At 49.5% G+C, this 18,168-nt stretch carries 17 protein-coding genes; 15 read left to right on the top strand and 2 right to left on the bottom strand.

Annotation, left to right across the window (positions count from 1 at the left end; all coding sequences use genetic code 11):
* Positions 1-407: 407 nt before the first annotated feature.
* The 9 genes from IQ268_RS05990 to IQ268_RS05955 all read left to right on the top strand — a co-directional run bounded on the left by IQ268_RS05990 (position 408) and on the right by IQ268_RS05955 (position 6,898).
* Positions 408-1,319 (top strand): cation diffusion facilitator family transporter, encoded by a 912-nt coding sequence (locus IQ268_RS05990; RefSeq protein WP_193876534.1) that lies wholly within the window; start codon positions 408-410, stop codon positions 1,317-1,319.
* Positions 1,320-1,440: 121 nt separating this feature from the next.
* Positions 1,441-2,718, top strand: a complete 1,278-nt coding sequence (locus tag IQ268_RS05985) for a cation:proton antiporter (RefSeq protein ID WP_193876532.1) — start codon at positions 1,441-1,443, stop codon at positions 2,716-2,718.
* A gap of 230 nt (positions 2,719-2,948) precedes the next feature.
* Entirely contained in the window at positions 2,949-3,125 is a 177-nt protein-coding gene (locus tag IQ268_RS05980) for a PCP reductase family protein (protein WP_193876530.1), read from the top strand.
* 244 nt (positions 3,126-3,369) lie between these two features.
* Positions 3,370-3,798 (top strand): NUDIX hydrolase, encoded by a 429-nt coding sequence (locus IQ268_RS05975; protein ID WP_193876528.1) that lies wholly within the window; start codon positions 3,370-3,372, stop codon positions 3,796-3,798.
* 51 nt (positions 3,799-3,849) lie between these two features.
* On the top strand, positions 3,850-4,113 hold the full coding sequence (locus tag IQ268_RS05970) for a hypothetical protein (protein ID WP_193876526.1): 264 nt from the start codon (positions 3,850-3,852) through the stop codon (positions 4,111-4,113).
* 183 nt (positions 4,114-4,296) lie between these two features.
* Complete coding sequence (locus tag IQ268_RS32760; RefSeq protein ID WP_255527147.1) at positions 4,297-4,419, top strand: hypothetical protein; 123 nt, start codon at positions 4,297-4,299, stop codon at positions 4,417-4,419.
* Between the two features lie 464 nt (positions 4,420-4,883).
* Positions 4,884-5,852, top strand: a complete 969-nt coding sequence (locus tag IQ268_RS05965) for a sodium-dependent bicarbonate transport family permease (RefSeq protein ID WP_193876524.1) — start codon at positions 4,884-4,886, stop codon at positions 5,850-5,852.
* Positions 5,853-5,856: 4 nt separating this feature from the next.
* Positions 5,857-6,171: a P-II family nitrogen regulator gene (locus tag IQ268_RS05960; RefSeq protein ID WP_193876522.1), complete on the top strand. Its 315-nt coding sequence runs from the start codon at positions 5,857-5,859 to the stop codon at positions 6,169-6,171.
* Positions 6,172-6,175: 4 nt separating this feature from the next.
* Positions 6,176-6,898 (top strand): carbonic anhydrase, encoded by a 723-nt coding sequence (locus IQ268_RS05955; protein ID WP_193876520.1) that lies wholly within the window; start codon positions 6,176-6,178, stop codon positions 6,896-6,898.
* Between the two features lie 9 nt (positions 6,899-6,907).
* Here IQ268_RS05955 and IQ268_RS05950 read toward each other — a convergent pair whose 3' ends face one another.
* Both IQ268_RS05950 and IQ268_RS05945 read right to left on the bottom strand, forming a co-directional pair.
* Complete coding sequence (locus tag IQ268_RS05950; protein WP_193876518.1) at positions 6,908-8,155, bottom strand: Zn-dependent hydrolase; 1,248 nt, start codon at positions 8,153-8,155, stop codon at positions 6,908-6,910.
* Positions 8,156-8,214: 59 nt separating this feature from the next.
* Positions 8,215-8,949: an aspartate/glutamate racemase family protein gene (locus tag IQ268_RS05945; RefSeq protein WP_193876516.1), complete on the bottom strand. Its 735-nt coding sequence runs from the start codon at positions 8,947-8,949 to the stop codon at positions 8,215-8,217.
* Positions 8,950-9,145: 196 nt separating this feature from the next.
* On the opposite strand from IQ268_RS05945, the gene IQ268_RS05940 reads away from it, so the two are divergent.
* From IQ268_RS05940 to IQ268_RS05915, 6 genes are all read left to right on the top strand, one after another.
* Complete coding sequence (locus tag IQ268_RS05940; protein ID WP_193876514.1) at positions 9,146-9,547, top strand: gamma-glutamylcyclotransferase; 402 nt, start codon at positions 9,146-9,148, stop codon at positions 9,545-9,547.
* 142 nt (positions 9,548-9,689) lie between these two features.
* Complete coding sequence (locus IQ268_RS32755) at positions 9,690-10,172, top strand: IS1 family transposase (protein WP_193876512.1); 483 nt, start codon at positions 9,690-9,692, stop codon at positions 10,170-10,172.
* Between the two features lie 603 nt (positions 10,173-10,775).
* Positions 10,776-11,705: a substrate-binding domain-containing protein gene (locus tag IQ268_RS05930; RefSeq protein WP_339383609.1), complete on the top strand. Its 930-nt coding sequence runs from the start codon at positions 10,776-10,778 to the stop codon at positions 11,703-11,705.
* 181 nt (positions 11,706-11,886) lie between these two features.
* Positions 11,887-13,965 (top strand): ATP-binding protein, encoded by a 2,079-nt coding sequence (locus IQ268_RS05925; RefSeq protein ID WP_193876510.1) that lies wholly within the window; start codon positions 11,887-11,889, stop codon positions 13,963-13,965.
* A 10-nt stretch (positions 13,966-13,975) separates the two neighbouring features.
* Positions 13,976-16,762 carry a hybrid sensor histidine kinase/response regulator gene (locus tag IQ268_RS05920; RefSeq protein ID WP_193876508.1) on the top strand — a complete coding sequence of 929 codons (2,787 nt, stop codon included), beginning with the start codon at positions 13,976-13,978 and terminating at the stop codon, positions 16,760-16,762.
* On the top strand, positions 16,762-18,150 hold the full coding sequence (locus IQ268_RS05915; RefSeq protein WP_193876507.1) for a sensor histidine kinase: 1,389 nt from the start codon (positions 16,762-16,764) through the stop codon (positions 18,148-18,150). The genes IQ268_RS05920 and IQ268_RS05915 overlap by 1 nt, the downstream gene beginning before the upstream one ends.
* Positions 18,151-18,168 lie beyond the last annotated feature (18 nt).

Here is an 18,168-nt window from a genome sequence, read left to right as displayed (position 1 = left end):
ATCTCTGCCATTCAATAGACGTAGCGTAACTCGCGATCGAATTCCACTGCCTTAAGAAGGTGTTTGAAAAGTATCTTTTACGTCTCGGTAGGGGCGAAGCATTTGGTAGACAATTTCTCGGTTGTTCCAGCCATCCTAATTCGAATGCTTCGCCCCTACACAAATTCTAGAACCGATTGTTGCTGCCAGTTCTGGCACTTTAGAATACGTTCCTGACGTTTTTCAATGTCGGTGGTATCCGGTGATGTTTGAAACGGTTTAGAACCTGAGCTTGATCCAGACTGAATCAAGAATGCCCTCAATTTCAAATGGATAAAATCGAGCGAAGACAGTTCACCAAAAAGCCCCTCAAGTTGTAGTAATGTCAGGTCAAAGATAGTTGAAATCTATACGTATGTGACCCGAAAATGACACACCACCATAGCCATCATAATCACAGTTCCAGCCACTATAACCGCGCGTTTGCAATCGGGATTGTGCTCAATATCGGATTTGTCATTGTTGAGACGGTATATGGTTTTCTGGCACACTCGATCGCCCTACTAGCTGATGCTGGTCACAACTCCAGCGATGTCTTGAGTTTAGTCTTAGCCTGGGGAGCCAGTTTACTTAGCCAGCAAAAACCAACTCATCGTTACACCTATGGATTACGAGGTTCCTCGATTCTGGTATCGCTAACCAATGCAATTTTGTTGCTATTGGCGATGGGCGCGATCGGGTTAGAGTCGGTTCAACGTTTTGGTTACCCTGAACCGATCGCGGGTAGAACAGTAATTACGGTAGCCGTGGTTGGCATCCTGGTTAATACGATTACAGCATTACTCTTTATGTCAGGACGACAGCATGACTTGAACATTCGAGGCGCTTTTTTACATATGGCAGCCGATGCGGGAGTGTCTGCGGGAGTCGTTCTGGCTGGTATTGCGATCGTCCTGACAGGCTGGCAATGGGTTGATCCAGTGGTTAGTTTAGTGGTTGTGGTTGTGGTAGTTATTGGTACCTGGCAGTTGTTGAAAGACTCGCTCAATCTTGCCTTAAATGCAGTTCCGGAGGGAATTGAACCCTTAGCTGTTCGCACCTTCCTGGAGGAACGCCCTGGTGTTACCCAGGTGCATGACCTTCACATTTGGGCAATGAGTACAACAGAAACAGCCCTGACCGTTCATCTCGTCATGCCGGAAGGTCATCCAGGGGATGATTTTTTACAACAGCTTTGTGATCAACTCCACAGGCATTTTGGTGTTGATCATTCGACGATTCAGATTGAAGTAGGAGATTCTTTGCACATCTGTGCTTTAGCGCCTGATCATATAGTTTGAAATGATTCCAACCTCCCACTCAATCCTTTGAAATGCTTGATTGCGAATAAGTCTACAGAGAGATAGAAGATGCTTGAAGGGAAAAAGCAAATACTGATGCTGTGGCGTTACTGGTTCTCAAGTGGATGAACTGAACATTCTCGTTACAGCAATTGGGGCGATCGTACTGTTTCTAGGGTTAGTTTCTGACTATTTCCGACGCAACTGGTGGGCTTCTGATCCATTAACCGCATTACTGCTGGGCATTATTCTTGGCCCTGCTGTATTGGGACTCGTGAACCCTAATGGCTGGGGACTCCCAAAAGCACATTTATTAGAGCAGACAGCTCGCTTTACGATGGCGATCGGCCTGATGGGAGTTGCATTACGGTTGCCTCAACAGTACTTCTTCCGACACTGGAAATCGTTGGCGATTCTGTTCGGGCTAGTCATGCCAATGATGTGGGTTGCCAGCGGGTTGCTCGTCTATTGGATTCTTGGTCTTCCCTTCTGGGAGGCAATGCTGGTAGGTGCTGCAATTACGCCGACTGATCCCATTGTCTCGACCGCGATCGTCACAGGCGTTGTGGCTGAAGAGAATTTACCCGATCGCATTCGACACATTGTTTCAGCCGAATCAGGAGCCAATGATGGATTAGCTTATCCTTTTGTAGTGCTTTGCATTTTAATCGTAGAGAAAACAACCTCTAACGGTAGACCGTTAAGCGGAAATTTGCTGCCTCACTGGTTGACCCATGTGGTGCTGTGGGAAGTGGGTGGAGCCGTCCTGTTTGGTGCTGTATTTGGATACATTGCAGGTCGCCTGCTGAAATGGGCAGAACGACGAAAAACGATCGAAAATTCATCGTTTCTTGCCTACAGTATTGCTCTCTCATTAACAGTATTAGGAGCCGCTAAACTAATTGGAACGGATGGCATTTTGGCAGTGTTCATCGCTGGGCTTGCCTTTGGTAATGTGGTCGGTGGACCACAAAGAGCCAGGGAAGACAATGTTCAGGAAGCCATTAATCGCTTTTTTACGCTGCCCATTTTTATTCTGCTAGGTTTAATGCTTCCCTGGCAGCAGTGGGCAGCAATAGGATGGTGGAGGTTGGGGCTACTGGCGGTAATGGTGTTATTGTTACGTCGAATTCCAGCAATTTTGTTGTTTGGTCGGTGGATTAAGCCGATCCAAAATCGGGCAGAAACGTACTTTGTTGGCTGGTTTGGGCCTGTTGGAGTCGCGGCTCTTTTTTATGCCGGATTCTGTTTGCGCCGAACCGGAGTCGAAGAAGTTTGGCTGGTTTGTGCGCTCTCGATCTGCGCGTCTATCATCGTTCAGGGGTTGAGCGCAACGCCCTTGACTAAACAGTATGGCCAACTCCATCCGCAGGCGCAATCTCTCCATTCCTCTGGCTAAACAAATCCTCTGGCTAAACAAATAACAAACAACGTAAGTTTTCAGGAACTTGTAAAAGCAAAACGTTTAGAGAATCGGAAGGCTCCCAAGGTTGGGGAGTAGGGGGCAACCAGAGCCATGACCGCCAATGAATTTATCCATCCATTCAGCAATGCCTGAGCGGATGAGAGATAGTGGTAGCGAAAGGTTAGAGTAGATAGGTTGTATATATCCGCCTGAATCGAACCAACATGAGCAGCTCTATTGAATGGACAGCAGATGCTGAGTCCCGTCTTAAAGAAATTCCTTTCTTTGTTCGTCCGGCAGCTCGCAAGAAAATTGAGAAATTCGCGCAGGAAGCGGGCGCGACTCAAATTACAGTCGAACTGTACGAGCAAGCTAAACAGAAATTTGGTTCATCATCGTAAGCGTTCTCTCCATTTTGCCTGGTCAGGGTTAGCCGTCCATAACACCGTGGTAGAGGAATACCGTGATAGAGGCGATCGAGAGCGATATTTAACAAATATTCACCATCAACTGCATTCCCGAGTAACCCGCATCAACGGCTTACCTTTCTCAAGACAGATTAGTTTGAAAAATGGCAGTTGTACTGTTGAGCAACAGTAGCCTTCAGCAAAATGTCGCTCACCGCTTTGCGATTCACCTAAACCTATGTCGGTACTTCATCAGTCTGGAGTGATTCCCTATCGAATCAACCGTGGAAAACTTGAAATCTTACTCATTACCTCCTCTAGCGGTAAGCGTTGGATTGTTCCTAAAGGATGGATTGCGTTATGGATGACCTCAGTTCGATCCGCAGCCAAAGAAGCCTGGGAAGAAGCAGGCGTAACCGGAACCGTTACCCATTCTGCAATTGGCTCCTACAAAACTCGTAAATGGGGGTGCCCTTGCCAGGTAGAAATGCACTTGATGTTGGTAGAGCAAGAGCTAGAAACTTATCCTGAAGCGGGTCGCAGAAAGCGCCAGTGGTTAAGCCTTTCCAAGGCAATTAAGCGGGTGCAAGACGTTGAATTAAAACGACTGTTGAAGCACATGCAAACCATACAGCTAGACCAAATTAGCCAAGCCCAATCCGTTTAATTGCAGGCAACCATAAATGAGGACACCCTGAATATAATAAGCACGGGCAAGATGGTAAGCCTCACTGAACGACGGGCTGGAGATAATGGCAGTCAGGCTGGTGTTATGGGAGGTGGTATGGCAGAGTTACTGCCTCCCAGGCCGTTGCTTAATCATTTTGACCCAGTTACGGCTGTGGAACGCGATCGCCTCTCCAGCTCAGCAGCTCTGCGGATGGGGGTGCCCCACGCTCAACTGGACGGTAGACTGTTCCTGGCTCGGATCAGGCGGTTGAAGTCCTCGGTTTCAGTCCCATTGGGTGACATGCAGTTGTAGCCGCAGCCTGCCGGAATAGACAATTCGCCAATGCTGTGTGGCCTTCAACCCCTTCTATGCTCAGGGTATGACGACCGCCGCACTGGGTGCTGTTCTCCTCGATCGCTGTCTTGAACAGCACCGTCGCTCTGGCCGTTTAACCCTGCCGTTTCAAGCAAAACTGGATGCTCGTTTGAAGACTCCGTGGCCAAGTCTACCAGTGAAGACTTTCGCTGGCCGATGACAGGGACAACCGCCCGATCGCTTGACACTGGGACTACAGCACTGGGACTACAGCACTATGTGAATCGCGTGTTTCAACTCTGAGCCACCGACCCGGAGCTTTACCAGAGCTATCTTGAGGTGGTTCACCTGCTGCAACCGCCGTCTACCTTGTTTAAACCCGGCATTCTGGGGTGCGACCTGGGGACGGCGCAAAGCTGCGATCGCCCCAACCGGGTTCAGCGATCGTGACACCATCCCTCACTGATGCTTTAATTCGGCGTGCCAATGCCTCTATCGGCCAAAGAATAAATGGGGTGAGAGGTTTGTTAGCGCTCAGTCCAGGAGTGATCCCCCAGATAAACCCGTTTTTGGGTGCTAGTCAATGGTAGAGTTTATGTCAGCATCAGCTTGAATAAAGCTTGTTGTGTGGTTGCAGGAGCTCACTTCTCACCCAATTGACACCGGGTGACAATACGCGATAAATCATGATGCAATGGCTACATAAATTTTCTTTACAATGCAAGTTTTTCTAAACTCTCACATTGATCAGCCTGGGAGGGATAGACATGGATGCTAGTTTAATCTTATCCAACATTCTAAATCCGCCCATTCTGTTTTTCTTCTTAGGAATGACGGCTGTTTTAGTCAAGTCTGACCTGGAAATTCCCGCGCCTATCCCCAAGCTTCTGTCGCTTTATTTGCTATTTGCGATCGGCTTCAAAGGAGGAGTAGAACTGATTAAAAGTGGGATTACTCAAGAAGTGATCTTCACGCTTCTGGCTGCCATGTTAATGGCGTGTTTTGTCCCAATCTATACCTTTTTTATTCTCAAACTCAAGTTGGATCATTATGATGCGGCGGCGATCGCGGCCACCTATGGTTCCATCAGTGCAGTAACCTTTATTACAGCGAGCGCTTTCCTGAACGAACTGGGGATAGATTTTGACGGCTACATGGTGGCAGCCCTGGCATTAATGGAATCGCCTGCGATCATTGTGGGTCTTATCCTGGTGAATCTGTTTACCGTCGATGGCAAGCGAGACTTCTCCTGGCCAGATGTCCTACAAGAAGCGTTTTTAAATAGTTCTGTCTTTCTGCTGGTGGGCAGCCTGTTCATTGGCGTTTTAACCGGAGAACATGGCTGGGAGGTGCTGGAACCCTTTACGCAAGGATTGTTTTACGGTGTCCTCACCTTCTTTTTGCTAGACATGGGATTGGTTGCGGCCAGAAGAATTAAAGACTTGCAAAAAACTGGTTTGTTTCTCATCTTATTTGCCATACTGATCCCAATAGTGAATGCAGGAATTGGGATTCTGATCGCTCGCTTCATTATGATGCCGCAAGGAGATGCACTGTTGTTTGCTGTGCTGTGTGCCAGTGCCTCTTATATTGCTGTACCCGCAGCGATGCGTCTTACTGTTCCTGAAGCGAATCCCAGCTTATATGTTTCTACTGCTCTGGCCGTAACATTCCCGTTCAACATCATTGTGGGAATTCCGCTATATCTATACGGAATCAACCTGTTGTGGAGGTAATTACATGCATCTTGTTAAGAAGATTGAAATCATTGCCAACTCATTTGAGTTGAGCAAAATTCTGGATGGTCTAGACCACGCAGGGGTTCATGGTCATGCAGTGATTCGAAACATTACCGGAAAAAGCTTGCGAGACGGCGTGACGGAAGATCTCGACACGACGATGGGAGACAACGTTTACATCATTGCTTTCTGTATGCCCGACCAGCTTAAGCCGGTTGTGGAACATATCAGACCGTTGCTCAATAAGTTTGGCGGAACCTGTTACATTTCTGATGTAATGGAAATTCGCTCTGTAAGATGTGTTGCGTCGCTGTAAACCTATGAACCTAAAAAAGCGCGTGCTGGAACGTCGAGAGGTTTTGAAACTCGGAGCCGTAGGGGCATTGGGGTTAGCTACAACGGCTAGCCAGTGGCTTGGGTCGGTCAAAGCGGCTCAAGCGGCAGTGCCCTCAAACGATTTTCAGTCCCTTAGCCCTGATGCGGCACTGCAAAAGCTGATGGAGGGCAATCAGCGGTTTGTGAAGCATCAACTGCAACATCCCGATCAGACCGAGTTGCGGGTGCATGAAGTGGCTCAGGCTCAGCATCCCTTTGTCACAATTTTGAGCTGCGCCGACTCGCGCGTGCCTGCCGAAATTGTGTTCGACCAGGGCATTGGCGACGTGTTTGATGTTCGCATTGCTGGCAATATTGCCACACCAGAGGCGATCGGCAGCATTGAATATGCAGCGGTTCTGTTGGGCACGCCACTGCTACTGGTATTGGGGCATGAGCGCTGTGGTGCAGTGACCGCCGCTGTTCAGAATGAGGCGTTACCCGGTCAAATTGGCACCTTTGTCGAGGCCATTTTGCCTGCTGTAGAGCGGGTCAAGGGTCAGTCTGGAGACACGGTTGACAATGCAGTGAGTGCTAACGTTCACTATCAAATTGAGCAGCTCAAGCAGCGATCGCCGCTCTTGATGGAGCGGTTGCAGTCGGGTCAGCTCAAAATTGCAGGTGGACGGTATGACTTAGACACTGGACAGGTCACAATCATCACCTGATCCCTTTGCCTAAGCCTGGTAGATCTGGTCTAACTCAAGCAGAGTATTTAACAATACGTTTGCTCCGTGGGTACATTGCTGAGGCGAGGTGTATTCCCCTTCCGAATGGCTTACCCCTGCCTGACTGGGAACGAAGATCATTCCCATATCCGTGATTCGACCCATTTCCAGAGAATCGTGTCCGGCGCGGCTCGGCAAATGGCAAAAGCTCAACCCTAGCTGCCGACACACTCGTTCGATCGCCGTCTGTACCGGGGGCGCGGCTAAGGTGGGTTCAACACACAGCAAAGGGGTGACTTCAATCTCTGTTTGGGTATCGCTGGCGATCGCCTCCACCTCATGTTCGAGTTGATTTAGCATCTCGTCCAGGCAGTCTTTGGATAAATCTCGGATATCTACCGCCAACTCAACTCGACCTGGAACAATGTTGACTGCATTCGGGGAGACAGTAAGGTATCCCACCGTTGCCACAGGCTGACTGGGTTGGGCGCGGGCAATATTTCGTACCGCCAAAACAACCTGAGCGGCAGCCACCAGAGCATCCTGGCGGATGTCCATTGGTGTGGTGCCAGCGTGGTTCGCCTCTCCGGTGATGGCGATCGCTTTGCGCCGCATCCCCACTAATCCTTCAACAATGCCCACATCCTTAGCCGTGTTCTCCAGAACGGCTCCCTGTTCCACATGCAGTTCAACAAAAGCCGCCAGATCCGCGCGGCTTCGGGCAGCCGTTGCTAACTGCTCCCAGTTGCCGCCAATGGTTTCCAGACAGGTTTGAATCGATTCCCCCGTTTTGGGTTGATACCGTTCAGGTGAGTTTAACAGCGCTGTTCCTGCGATCGCCTGACAGCCAATCATGGTACTTTCCTCATCGGTGAAGACAATCACTTCAATCGGGTGGTGCAAGTGCAGATTAGCTTCGCGTAGCGTTCGCACGACTTCAATACCAGACAGCACCCCTAACACCCCATCAAACTTTCCCCCCGATGGAACGGTGTCAATGTGCGACCCAGTAGCCAGAGCCGGGGCATCTTGATTTTGTCCGGCGTAGGTGCCAATCAGGTTTCCCGCCGCATCAATTCGCACCGTCATGCCAGCCTCTATCATCCACTGCTGCACTAAATAACGGGCTTGCAAATCTTCGGGGGTAAACGCCAGCCGACAAATGCTGCCAGACGGCTGTTTACCAATTCTGGCTAAGCGATTAATGCTGTCATTGAGGCGATCACCATTGATCATCAGTTTGGAAAGAACTGTCATAAAAATGTCCTGTTGTTGGGCGAAAAATAGTAATGCTGAGTGTCCTGACAGCCGCGCTTTCAGGAGTGGCGAAACGCCGAAAGGATGCCTGAATAGGGTTTAGCAATGGGGTACGCTAAATCACCTGTTTTGCTGGTGCCTAACCCTAAACCAACCAACGCTTCCACAAATTTGACGGCTGCGCTTACCCCATCAATCACCGGAACACCAAGCTGATCGCTGATAGAAGTGGCCAAGTCTGCCATGCCGCCGCAGCCTAATACAATAGCGCCACAGTGGTCTTCGTTCAGTGCTGCGCGACACTCTTGCAAAATTGCGGCGTTGCAGATGTCGCTGTTTTCCTCCAGGCTAAGCACAGGCAGATCAATGGCTCGAATGCGGCGACAAAAATGGGTCATGCCGTAAGCATCTACCAAATGTTGAGCAATCACTCGGGTGCGACCCAGGGTTGTTACCACTGAAAACCCAGTAGCGACAAAGCTAGCCGCGTGCATTGCCGCCTCTGCGATTCCCAACACGGGGCCTTGAGCCAACTCGCGAGCAGCCAGCAAGCCCGGATCGCCAAAGCAAGCGATGACGTAGCCATCCACCCCATCCGCCTCGCCCTTGCGGATTTCATCTAGAATGCCAACTACACTCAGGGCTTCATCATAATGGCTCTCAATCGAGACTGGCCCCATATCCGGATGACAGGCAAGAATCTCGGTATTGGGGTGGGCGATCGCCGCCGCCGCTAATCCAATTTTGGCGGTCATACTGGCCGTTGTATTGGGGTTAATGACTTTAATTTTCATGGGTATTCCAGATAATGGCACTCCACAGAATAGTCGGAGTTGACAAATTCAAACAACTCTAATAGTTTATTTGAATACAAGGTATTGTATACAGGATTTTGTATGCAAAATAAGCGTAGGTCAGCCAAAAAAACTATTTCTCAACGCTTTTCTCAACGCTTTTTTTAGTCTCGCCCGTTCACTCAGGAGAAACAATATGAGCCAATCTGCCGCAAAACGCGTTTTCATTTGTGGTTCTGCCTTAAGAGGGCAACCCGACCACGGCAACTTACAGTCTGCTACGTTCATTAAAGAAGCCCATACTCGTCCAATGTATCGCTTACATGCGGCGGCAGACGGATGGCATCCAGCGATCTATGCTGTGGATGCAGACGGCATTTCGATTCCGGGGGAAGTTTATGAACTGACGCAGGAGCAGTATGACCACTTACTTTCTACAGAACCGCCTAACATGTATCCCGGTGATGTGGTTTTAGAAGAGGGTGAGGTTTTGACTGCAATGCTGTACCCTCGTGAGCTGGTCGAGCAATACAACTGGCTGGATATCTCGCATTTAGGGGGATGGGCTGCGTACAAGGCCAGCGTCATCAATGCCTAGTGTCCCAAACAGTAGCTTCCCGTGGAATATCAGACACAACCTGGGATTGATTGATAGGTTGTGTCTGTAAATGGTATTGAACACGGGCATTGAACACCGATACTGGAATGGCTAGATTAACCTGTACATGACCTGAAGAACCATGAAATGCCCCCGATGTGGATCAACTCACGTTCGCAAAAATGGTCATCGGCAAGCCAAGCAAAACTATCTGTGTAAGACCTGCGATCGCCAGTTCATTGAAGCAATTTCCCCCAGAGGATACTCCAATGATACGAAGCAAATTTGTTTGAGGATGTATCATAACGGCATGGGCTTCCGCGAAATTGAACGCGTAACGGGGATTAGCCACAACACCATCATCAACTGGGTGCGGCAGGCAGAACTGGCCGCCGATGATGCTCAGGTCAATGAACATTCAGCCTCTACAAGCCCGGAGCAGAAACAAGTATCAGACTGTAGCGATCGTCCGCCAGCGCTGGATAGTGCTGCTTTTGCCTGGGAACAGCTTCCGGTGGAAAATGGAGCAATGACCCAGCCCGGTTCTCATGTAACATACTGTGCGGCTCACCATACCTTGCATCCATCCATCAGGGAACGCGATCAATTTCACCTCATCCGATAGCGTTACGTTGACGGTTGGAAGTCGCCAGCGAAGCCGTGAGCCAATGCAACTCACTCCCGCAGATATCACTCCGTACTTCCCTGATTGACTGGCATCTCAAAACCAATGCTTGCGAGATTTTCAGGCAGCCGGCCCCATTCCCTTACTACTGGTTGACGATGACCGGGCGATCGCCCAACCTGGGTTAGAACATACTGCTGCACAAACGTTGCTGAGTGTATGCATTCAGTAGCACCCAGGCTTTCAGCCCACGAAAGGTTTATAGGCTTAGAAGTGACTGCTAAGATCTAATGTTATCTAATTTCTCAACTTCGATCTTGGCCACGAAAGGTTTATAGGCTTAGATAGTGACTGCTAAGGGTCTTTCGGAGAGAATGAAGAAAGTGTTAGATTTTAAGGCAGCAGCAACTTGTGTAAGTAACGATGCGTTGGCATCCTGAATAAACATTCCAAAGTGTACCAACGAGGGTTCCCGCCTTTCCAGAAGCGGGGAAGTTTGAACCGTAGCAACCGGGCTGCATTTATCCCTTAAGAGATCAGGATTCGTACATCCATTTAGCAACACCCTCGCTTGCACGTCTTTCCAGTTTCGGGCACTGCCTGGTGGCAGTTGCCTCTATTCCACGCACAATATTCATTCTCTTAACCGATTGGCAGAACGGTATGAAGGCGATCGCAATTCTAACGACCATCGGCATGATGCTCCTGGGGCTTTCCAGTTGTAACTCCGCTCCTCCATCCAACTCCGTAGATCCTACCCCTGCAAACGAGCAGGTAGAGGCGACCTCTCAAGCAACCATTAAAATTGCCCCATCCAGTTCTACTTCAACTGTTTTGAAGTTACTGGTGGAGGCTTATCAGGCGCAAAACCCAGCCGCTAAGCTTGAGTTCATCGTTCCAAGTCAGTCTGAAGGATCAATCGTTGCAGTCAAGAACAACCTTGCCGACCTGGCGGGAACGAGCCATCAAGTTACTCCGGAAGAGGCCAATGGCCAACTGCAATATCATGAACTCGCCAAAGATCTCCTCCTCGTTGCCACCCACAGCAGCGTCACAGGTGTAACTAACCTGACCACCGCTCAATTGAGAGCCATTTACAAAGGTGATATTACCAACTGGAAAGAACTGGGAGGTCCCGATGCCACCATTGTTGTATTAGATAGACCCGAAGACGAGTCGGCCAAGCGGCTGTTGCGACAATACTATTTAGATCAAGACCCAACGACTTCCGACGCTATTCTCTTGTCTAAAGAAACGGAGCTGATTCAGACATTACAGGACACATCCTATGCGATCGGGGCGTTTTCCCTGGCGTATTCAGTAATTAATCAACTCCCTGTGAACCGTCTGAGCCTGAATGGAGTCGCCCCCACTCTTGCCAATTTCAATCAGGGTGACTATTTGATGGTGCGTCAGATGGGAATTGTCTGGAATAAAACTCCATCTGATGCAACCCAGGCATTTATCGACTTCATTTTTAGCCCGGAAGGCTCTCAAGTGCTCCAGAAAAACGGTTTTGTGCCCATTTCTTAAACTCTCCATCTAAACCTCGTTCAAACCGTTGATGGTTTGGGATTATTTCCGAAAACCAAAATACCAAAGTAGGATAGGCAAAGCCATGCGTGCTCATCAAAGTGATTGGGGTGAGGGCACGGGCAAGACCCCTTGCCCATTTACGGTTTTGTGAACCCACTCAAGAATAACGGCCAGGGCGATGATCAAAAATTTTTGGAGGCGACTCAACCTCAACCAAAAAATTGTATTCCCTTTCCTGGCGGTTTCTCTCAGCATCCTGGTGGTGGGTGTACTGATGTTGGGATACTGGTTTACCGGGAGTTTAGAGCAATCTTTACAGGAAGAAGTCGAAAGTTTTACCGAACGGGTTCAGCAAGATTTTCATCATGAGTGGCAAGAGCTGAATAGTCAGTTGACACTGATCGCTACTCAGGACGCATTGCGACAAGCCGCTCTCGCTCAGGATAACATTGCGCTCTCCCAACTTTTAGTCCCCCTCAAAGCCTCACTGCGCTTTGATTGGGTCAAAGTAGTGAATACTGAAGGAGCGGTTTTGCTGGATGCCCGTAGCGACGTTCTGAATCAGGCCGAATTGTCGGACACGGCCATTAGCAACAGTGCTAGTGCTGGAGCTAATTTAACTGATCTGGTATTGGTAGATAAGACCGACCAGCCGCATGTACTTTTGGCTGGTAATCATCCAATCAAATCAGAGCGCTTGTTGGGAGGATTGATTATCGGTCGGTGCATCAATGATGAGATGTTGCAAAAGATCGCGACAGGCTCCTCCAAACAATTGGTTGCCCTGGCTAACCACCAGGTTATCGCTAAGACTCTGCCTGACATGCAGGGGTTGACAGCTTACCCGGCGGTTGATGCGGCGGCAGCACGAATTGAGGTGGGTAACCAGCACTACCTTGCCAAGGCGTTTACGCTCGATGGTTCCAGGGTTTCCCTTTCAATTTTTGTGTTGTATCCCATTACCGCCTTAGAGGCAGCCAGAACGGAACTGTGGTTGCGGTTGGGGCTATTGCTGCTGTTGGGTGGCACGGTGGTCATCAGTGTTGGTGTTTGCATTGCCGGAGCGATCGCCCGTCCCATTCGCATTCTCATACGCATGACCCAACAACTGGCTCAAGGCGACCTCAGCGTTCGCGTTTTAGACAGGAGCCAGGATGAGGTTGGGCAACTGAGCCATGCTTTTAACCAGATGGCAGAACAGTTGGCAGAACGTGGTTTGCTCAGCCAGCACATCCAGCAACTACAGCAAACGCTAGGCGATCTAGAGAAAAACCAGACGCAATTGATCCATGCGGAAAAAATGTCGTCGCTAGGGCAACTGGTAGCTGGCGTTGCCCATGAAATCAACACTCCCCTGGGTGCCATTCAGTCTTCCATTGGCAACATTACCAGTGCGCTGGAGCAAGCCTTAAAGGAATTGCCGCCTCTTCTGCAAACCCTGCCGCCGGATCAACTTTCCAACTTCTTTACGCTGCTAGATTGGGCGCAACAGCCGCAGGAAATGCTCTCTTCCCGCGAAGAACGCCAGCTCAAACGGAACATCAAACAAACGCTGTCAGAGCAGGGCTTGCTCCATGCCAGTCGTCTGGCGGATACGCTCAGCAAAATGGGTGTTACGGCGGCTCTTGACCCAATCTTGCCGTTACTACAGGCGGCGGATGCCCCTGCCATTCTTGGAACCGCTCATCAACTCTCGATCGTACAAAACAACAGTCGGAATATTCAACTGGCTGTAGAACGGGCTAGCAGAACGGTGTATGCCCTGAAAAACTACGTCCGTCAAGATGTGGTGGGTATGCCCGTTTACGCGGCTGTTGCCGAGGGCATCGATACGGTGCTAATCATTTATCAAAACCAGATCAAATGCGGAATTGAGGTTGAAAAACGCTATGCCTCCCTGCCTCAGCTTCTGTGCTATCCCGAAGAACTGATTCAGGTTTGGTCTAATTTAATCAGCAACGCGATTCAGGCGATGAACTATCGCGGGAAACTGGCGATCGCCACCTCCAAACAAGACGAACACATTGTTGTGCAAATTGCGGATACAGGCAGCGGTATCTCCCCAGAGATCAAAGCCAGAATTTTTGAGCCGTTCTTTACAACCAAAGCGATGGGAGAAGGTACAGGTCTTGGATTGAGTATTGTCAAAAATATTGTTGCCAAACATCGTGGTCGAATAGAGGTAGAAAGTACTCCAGGGCATACTGTTTTCAGGGTGTGGTTGCCTCTACACAGTTTCTCCTATACCTCTCCCTGATCAACGACCCATGCCAAACTCACTCAACCGTCTTAAACTCCGGACACTTCTAGTGGTTCCTTTTGTCCTTCAAATTGGAGGGGCGGTTGGTTTAGTCGGTTATCTTTCCTTCAAAAATGGACAGCAGGCGATCGCCGATCTCGCCAATCAACTGATGCAACAGGCCAGCGAACGGGTTGATCAGCACTTAGACAGTTATTTAGTCATTCCCCAGCAAATCAACCAGATTAACGTTGATGCCATCAACCTGGGATTGCTCAATTTGCAAGATTTTGCAGTAGTTGGGCAGTACTTCTGGAAACAGATGAAGGTATTTGATGTGGGTTATATCAACTATGCCAATGAAGTCGGGGAGTTTATTGGCGTAGAGCGGTTGGACGATGGCACCCTGTTGATTAATGAAACGCGGCAGCCCGACACCGATTTGCTCTATATCTATGGCACAGACGAGCAGGGTAATCGTACCGATGTTGAATCGGAAACGATCCCTCCCGTTCAAGAAGAGGGCTGGTATGCGGATGCCGCTCGCGCAGGGTTGCCCGTGTGGAGTGACGTATACCAATGGGATGACAAGCCAGAAGTGTTGTCGATTTCCTCCAGTTATCCTATTTACGACGAGGCCAACCGCCTGTTGGGGGTCATTGGGGTTGATCTGCTGCTATCGAACATTGGCGATTTTCTGCGTACGATACAAGTAAGTCCTTCCAGTGAAATTTTTATTGTTGAACGCAATGGGTTGTTGCTGGCAAGTTCCAGTACCGAAAAGCCGTTTCAAATCATCCAGGGTGAAGCCCAACGCCTCAGCGCCCTGGACAGCCACGATGTTTTTGTTAAAGCCATTACAGAGCATTTGCAAGCAGAATGGGGCGAATTAAAGGCGATTCAAGGTCCGCTGACGTTTAACTATCGCATCAACCAGGCCAACCACTTCGTTCAGGTAACTCCCTGGCACGATCGAGATGGGTTGAATTGGTTGGTGGTGGTGGTCGTTCCTGAAAGCGATTTAATGGCGCAGATCGACGCCAACACGCGTACAACCATTTTGTTATGTTTATTGGCGTTGTCGGGCGCATCAGTCATCGGCATTTACACGGCGCGTTGGATTACGCAACCCATTACTCGCCTGAGCCAAGCCAGCACGGCGATCGCTGCTGGTCAGTTAGACCAAACCGTTGAGATGAATCAAGTTGAGGAACTAAACATCCTGGCGCAAGCGTTCAACAGCATGGCGGGGCAACTCAAAACCACCTTCAACGCCTTGGAACAAACCAACGAAGAACTGGAGGATCGCGTTGCTGAACGCACAGCCCAATTGCAAGCCGCTAAAGAGTCCGCAGACCAGGCCAACCAGGCAAAAAGTGACTTTTTGTCTAATATGAGCCATGAGTTGCGAACCCCTCTCAATGGCATTCTTGGCTATGTCCAAATTTTGCTACGCGATCGCACTTTGGCAGGCAACCACAAGATCGGTCTGGATGTAATTCAGCAATGCGGCACCCACCTTTTGACCCTGATCAACGACATTTTGGATTTAGCAAAAATTGAAGCGCGCAAACTCGAACTGTGTGCCCATGACTTCCATCTGGAAACCTTTTTGCAAGGGATTCAAGATATTGCTCGTGTTCGGGCTGAAGACAAAGCCATTGTGTTTGTCTATGAAGCGATGAACACCCTGCCCGTTGCCATTCATGCGGATGAAAACCGTCTGCGTCAAGTCTTGCTGAATCTAATTGGCAACGCCATCAAATTTACCGCACAAGGGTGCGTCACTCTCAAGGTGGGCGTGCTGAATTCGAGCGATCGCCCTGCCTCCTGTGCAACAGAGCCGTCCCGCACCTACCGCATTCGTTTTCAGGTGGACGATACGGGCGTGGGCATGACCCCTGACCAACTGGAGAGAATTTTTTTGCCGTTTGAACAGGTGGGCGATCAGAAAAAAATGGTGGAGGGAACGGGGTTAGGACTCGCTATTAGTCGTCAGATTGTAGAAACGATGGGGGGCACACTGGCGGTTGAAAGCACCTATGGAGTCGGCAGCCGCTTTTGGTTTGACCTTGATGTTGCCGCCGCTACAAATTGGCAACCGATGACTCTATCGCCAGTTAGCCGTTCTGTAGTGGGATATGTGGGCGATCGCCGCACCCTGTTGGTGGTGGATGATCGCTGGGAAAACCGTTCCATTCTCGTCAACATGTTGGAACCCCTGGGATTTGAGATCATAACAGCCAGCAACGGCAAAGAAGGACTCGAAATCGTCCAGTCCGTTCAGCCTGATTTAATCATCACCGATTTACTGATGCCGATCATGGATGGTTTTGCCCTGACCCACCAGATCCGGCAGTCTGAAACGCTGAAGCTCATTCCTATCCTGGCTTCGAGTGCCAGTGTGTTTAACGTTAGTCGGCAGCAAAGTCTGGCGGCAGGAGCCAATGATTTTCTCGCTAAACCGGTGCAACTCCCTGAACTGCTTAACCAGCTCCAGCAGCATCTAAACCTGCGTTGGATCTATGACTGCGATCAACATAAAACCGTTCTGGCTCCCACGTCGGCCACCACCGCTACAAACCAGTCGGGGTTTAACCAGCCCATGATGGTTATCCCGCCAGCAACCGAGTTGGGAATTCTGTACAAGGCGGCAAAAGCGGGGTTTATTGTAGACATCCAGACCGAAGCCGTTCGCTTAAAGCAACTCGCCCCGGCGTATGCACCCTTCGCCCATCAGGTTATTGCCCTTGCCGATGAGTTTGAGATTGACGCGATCGCTGCCCTATTGGAAACCCACTTTTCAAAACAATAATGCAATCCAAACCCTACAAAGACTCCATTCTCATTGTTGATGATGCTCCCAACAATATTCGGGTTTTGGTCGAACTTCTAACACAGTCGGGCTTTCAGGTTGCGGTTGCGCGCAGTGGAGAACAAGCGCTGGAACGCATTCCAGAAGCGACACCCGGTTTGATTTTGCTAGATATTTTGATGCCGGGTATCGATGGTTTTGAAACCTGTCGCCGTCTCAAGGCTAATCCTGAAACCAGAGATATCCCCATCATTTTTATGTCGGCTCTGACCGATGTGGTAGATAAGGTAAAGGGTCTAGAAATGGGAGGAGTGGACTACCTTACCAAGCCAATTGTTCATGCTGAAGCGATCGCCCGAATCAACGTCCACCTGTCGCTACGTCAGGCACAACGGCGACTGGTTCAAGAAGAAAAAATGGCTGCTCTGGGGCAGTTAGTGGCGGGAATTGCCCATGAGGTGAATACCCCTCTGGGTGCAATTCAGGCATCCATCAGCAACATTACAAGCTCTCTGGAGCAAACGCTCAAAGAGTTACCAATTCTATTACCAACCCTTTCCCCAGCCCAACAGGCGAGCTTCTTTGGTTTACTGGACTGGGTACGGCAATCCAAAGTCATGCTCTCTTCGCGAGAAGAACGTCAGTTGAAATGCACTCTTAAACAAAAGCTGGCCGACTATCAATTACCACACCCCGATCGATTGGCAGATACGCTCAGCAAAATGGGTGTTACGGCAGCTCTTGACCCAATCTTGCCGTTACTACAGGCAGCGGATGCCCCTGCCATTCTCGAAACCGCCTATCAACTCTCGATCGTACAAAACAATAGTCGGAATATTCAACTGGCCGTAGAACGAGCCACTAAAGTAGTTTGTGCGCTAAAAAATTACGTCCGTCAGGATATGGTAAGCGCGCCAGTTCATGCGGCTGTTGCCGAGGGCATCGATACGGTGCTAATCATTTATCAAAACCAGATCAAATGCGGAATTGAGGTTGAAAGACGCTATGCCTCCCTGCCTCAGCTTCTGTGCTATCCCGAAGAACTGATTCAGGTTTGGTTCAATTTAATCAGCAATGCGATTCAGGCGATGAACTATCGCGGGAAACTGGCGATCGCCACCTCCAAACAAGACGAACACATTGTTGTCCAAATTGCGGATACAGGCAGCGGCATCTCCCCAGAGATCAAAGCCAGAATTTTTGAGCCGTTCTTTACAACCAAAGCGATGGGAGAAGGTACAGGTCTTGGATTAAGTATTGTTAACGATATCATTGCCAAACATCATGGCCGAATCGAAGTAGAAAGTACTCCAGGGCATACTGTTTTCAGAGTGTGGCTACCACTCAACTTTTCTGCCTTAGAGAGCAATAGAATTAGAAAACAATAAAAGGCTGTATCGAACCTT

Source organism: Oculatella sp. LEGE 06141 (assembly GCF_015207605.1).
GTDB lineage: Bacteria > Cyanobacteriota > Cyanobacteriia > Elainellales > Elainellaceae > Oculatella.
Note: the sequence above shows the minus strand (reverse complement) of the source record. Positions and strands in the feature narration are given on the sequence as shown.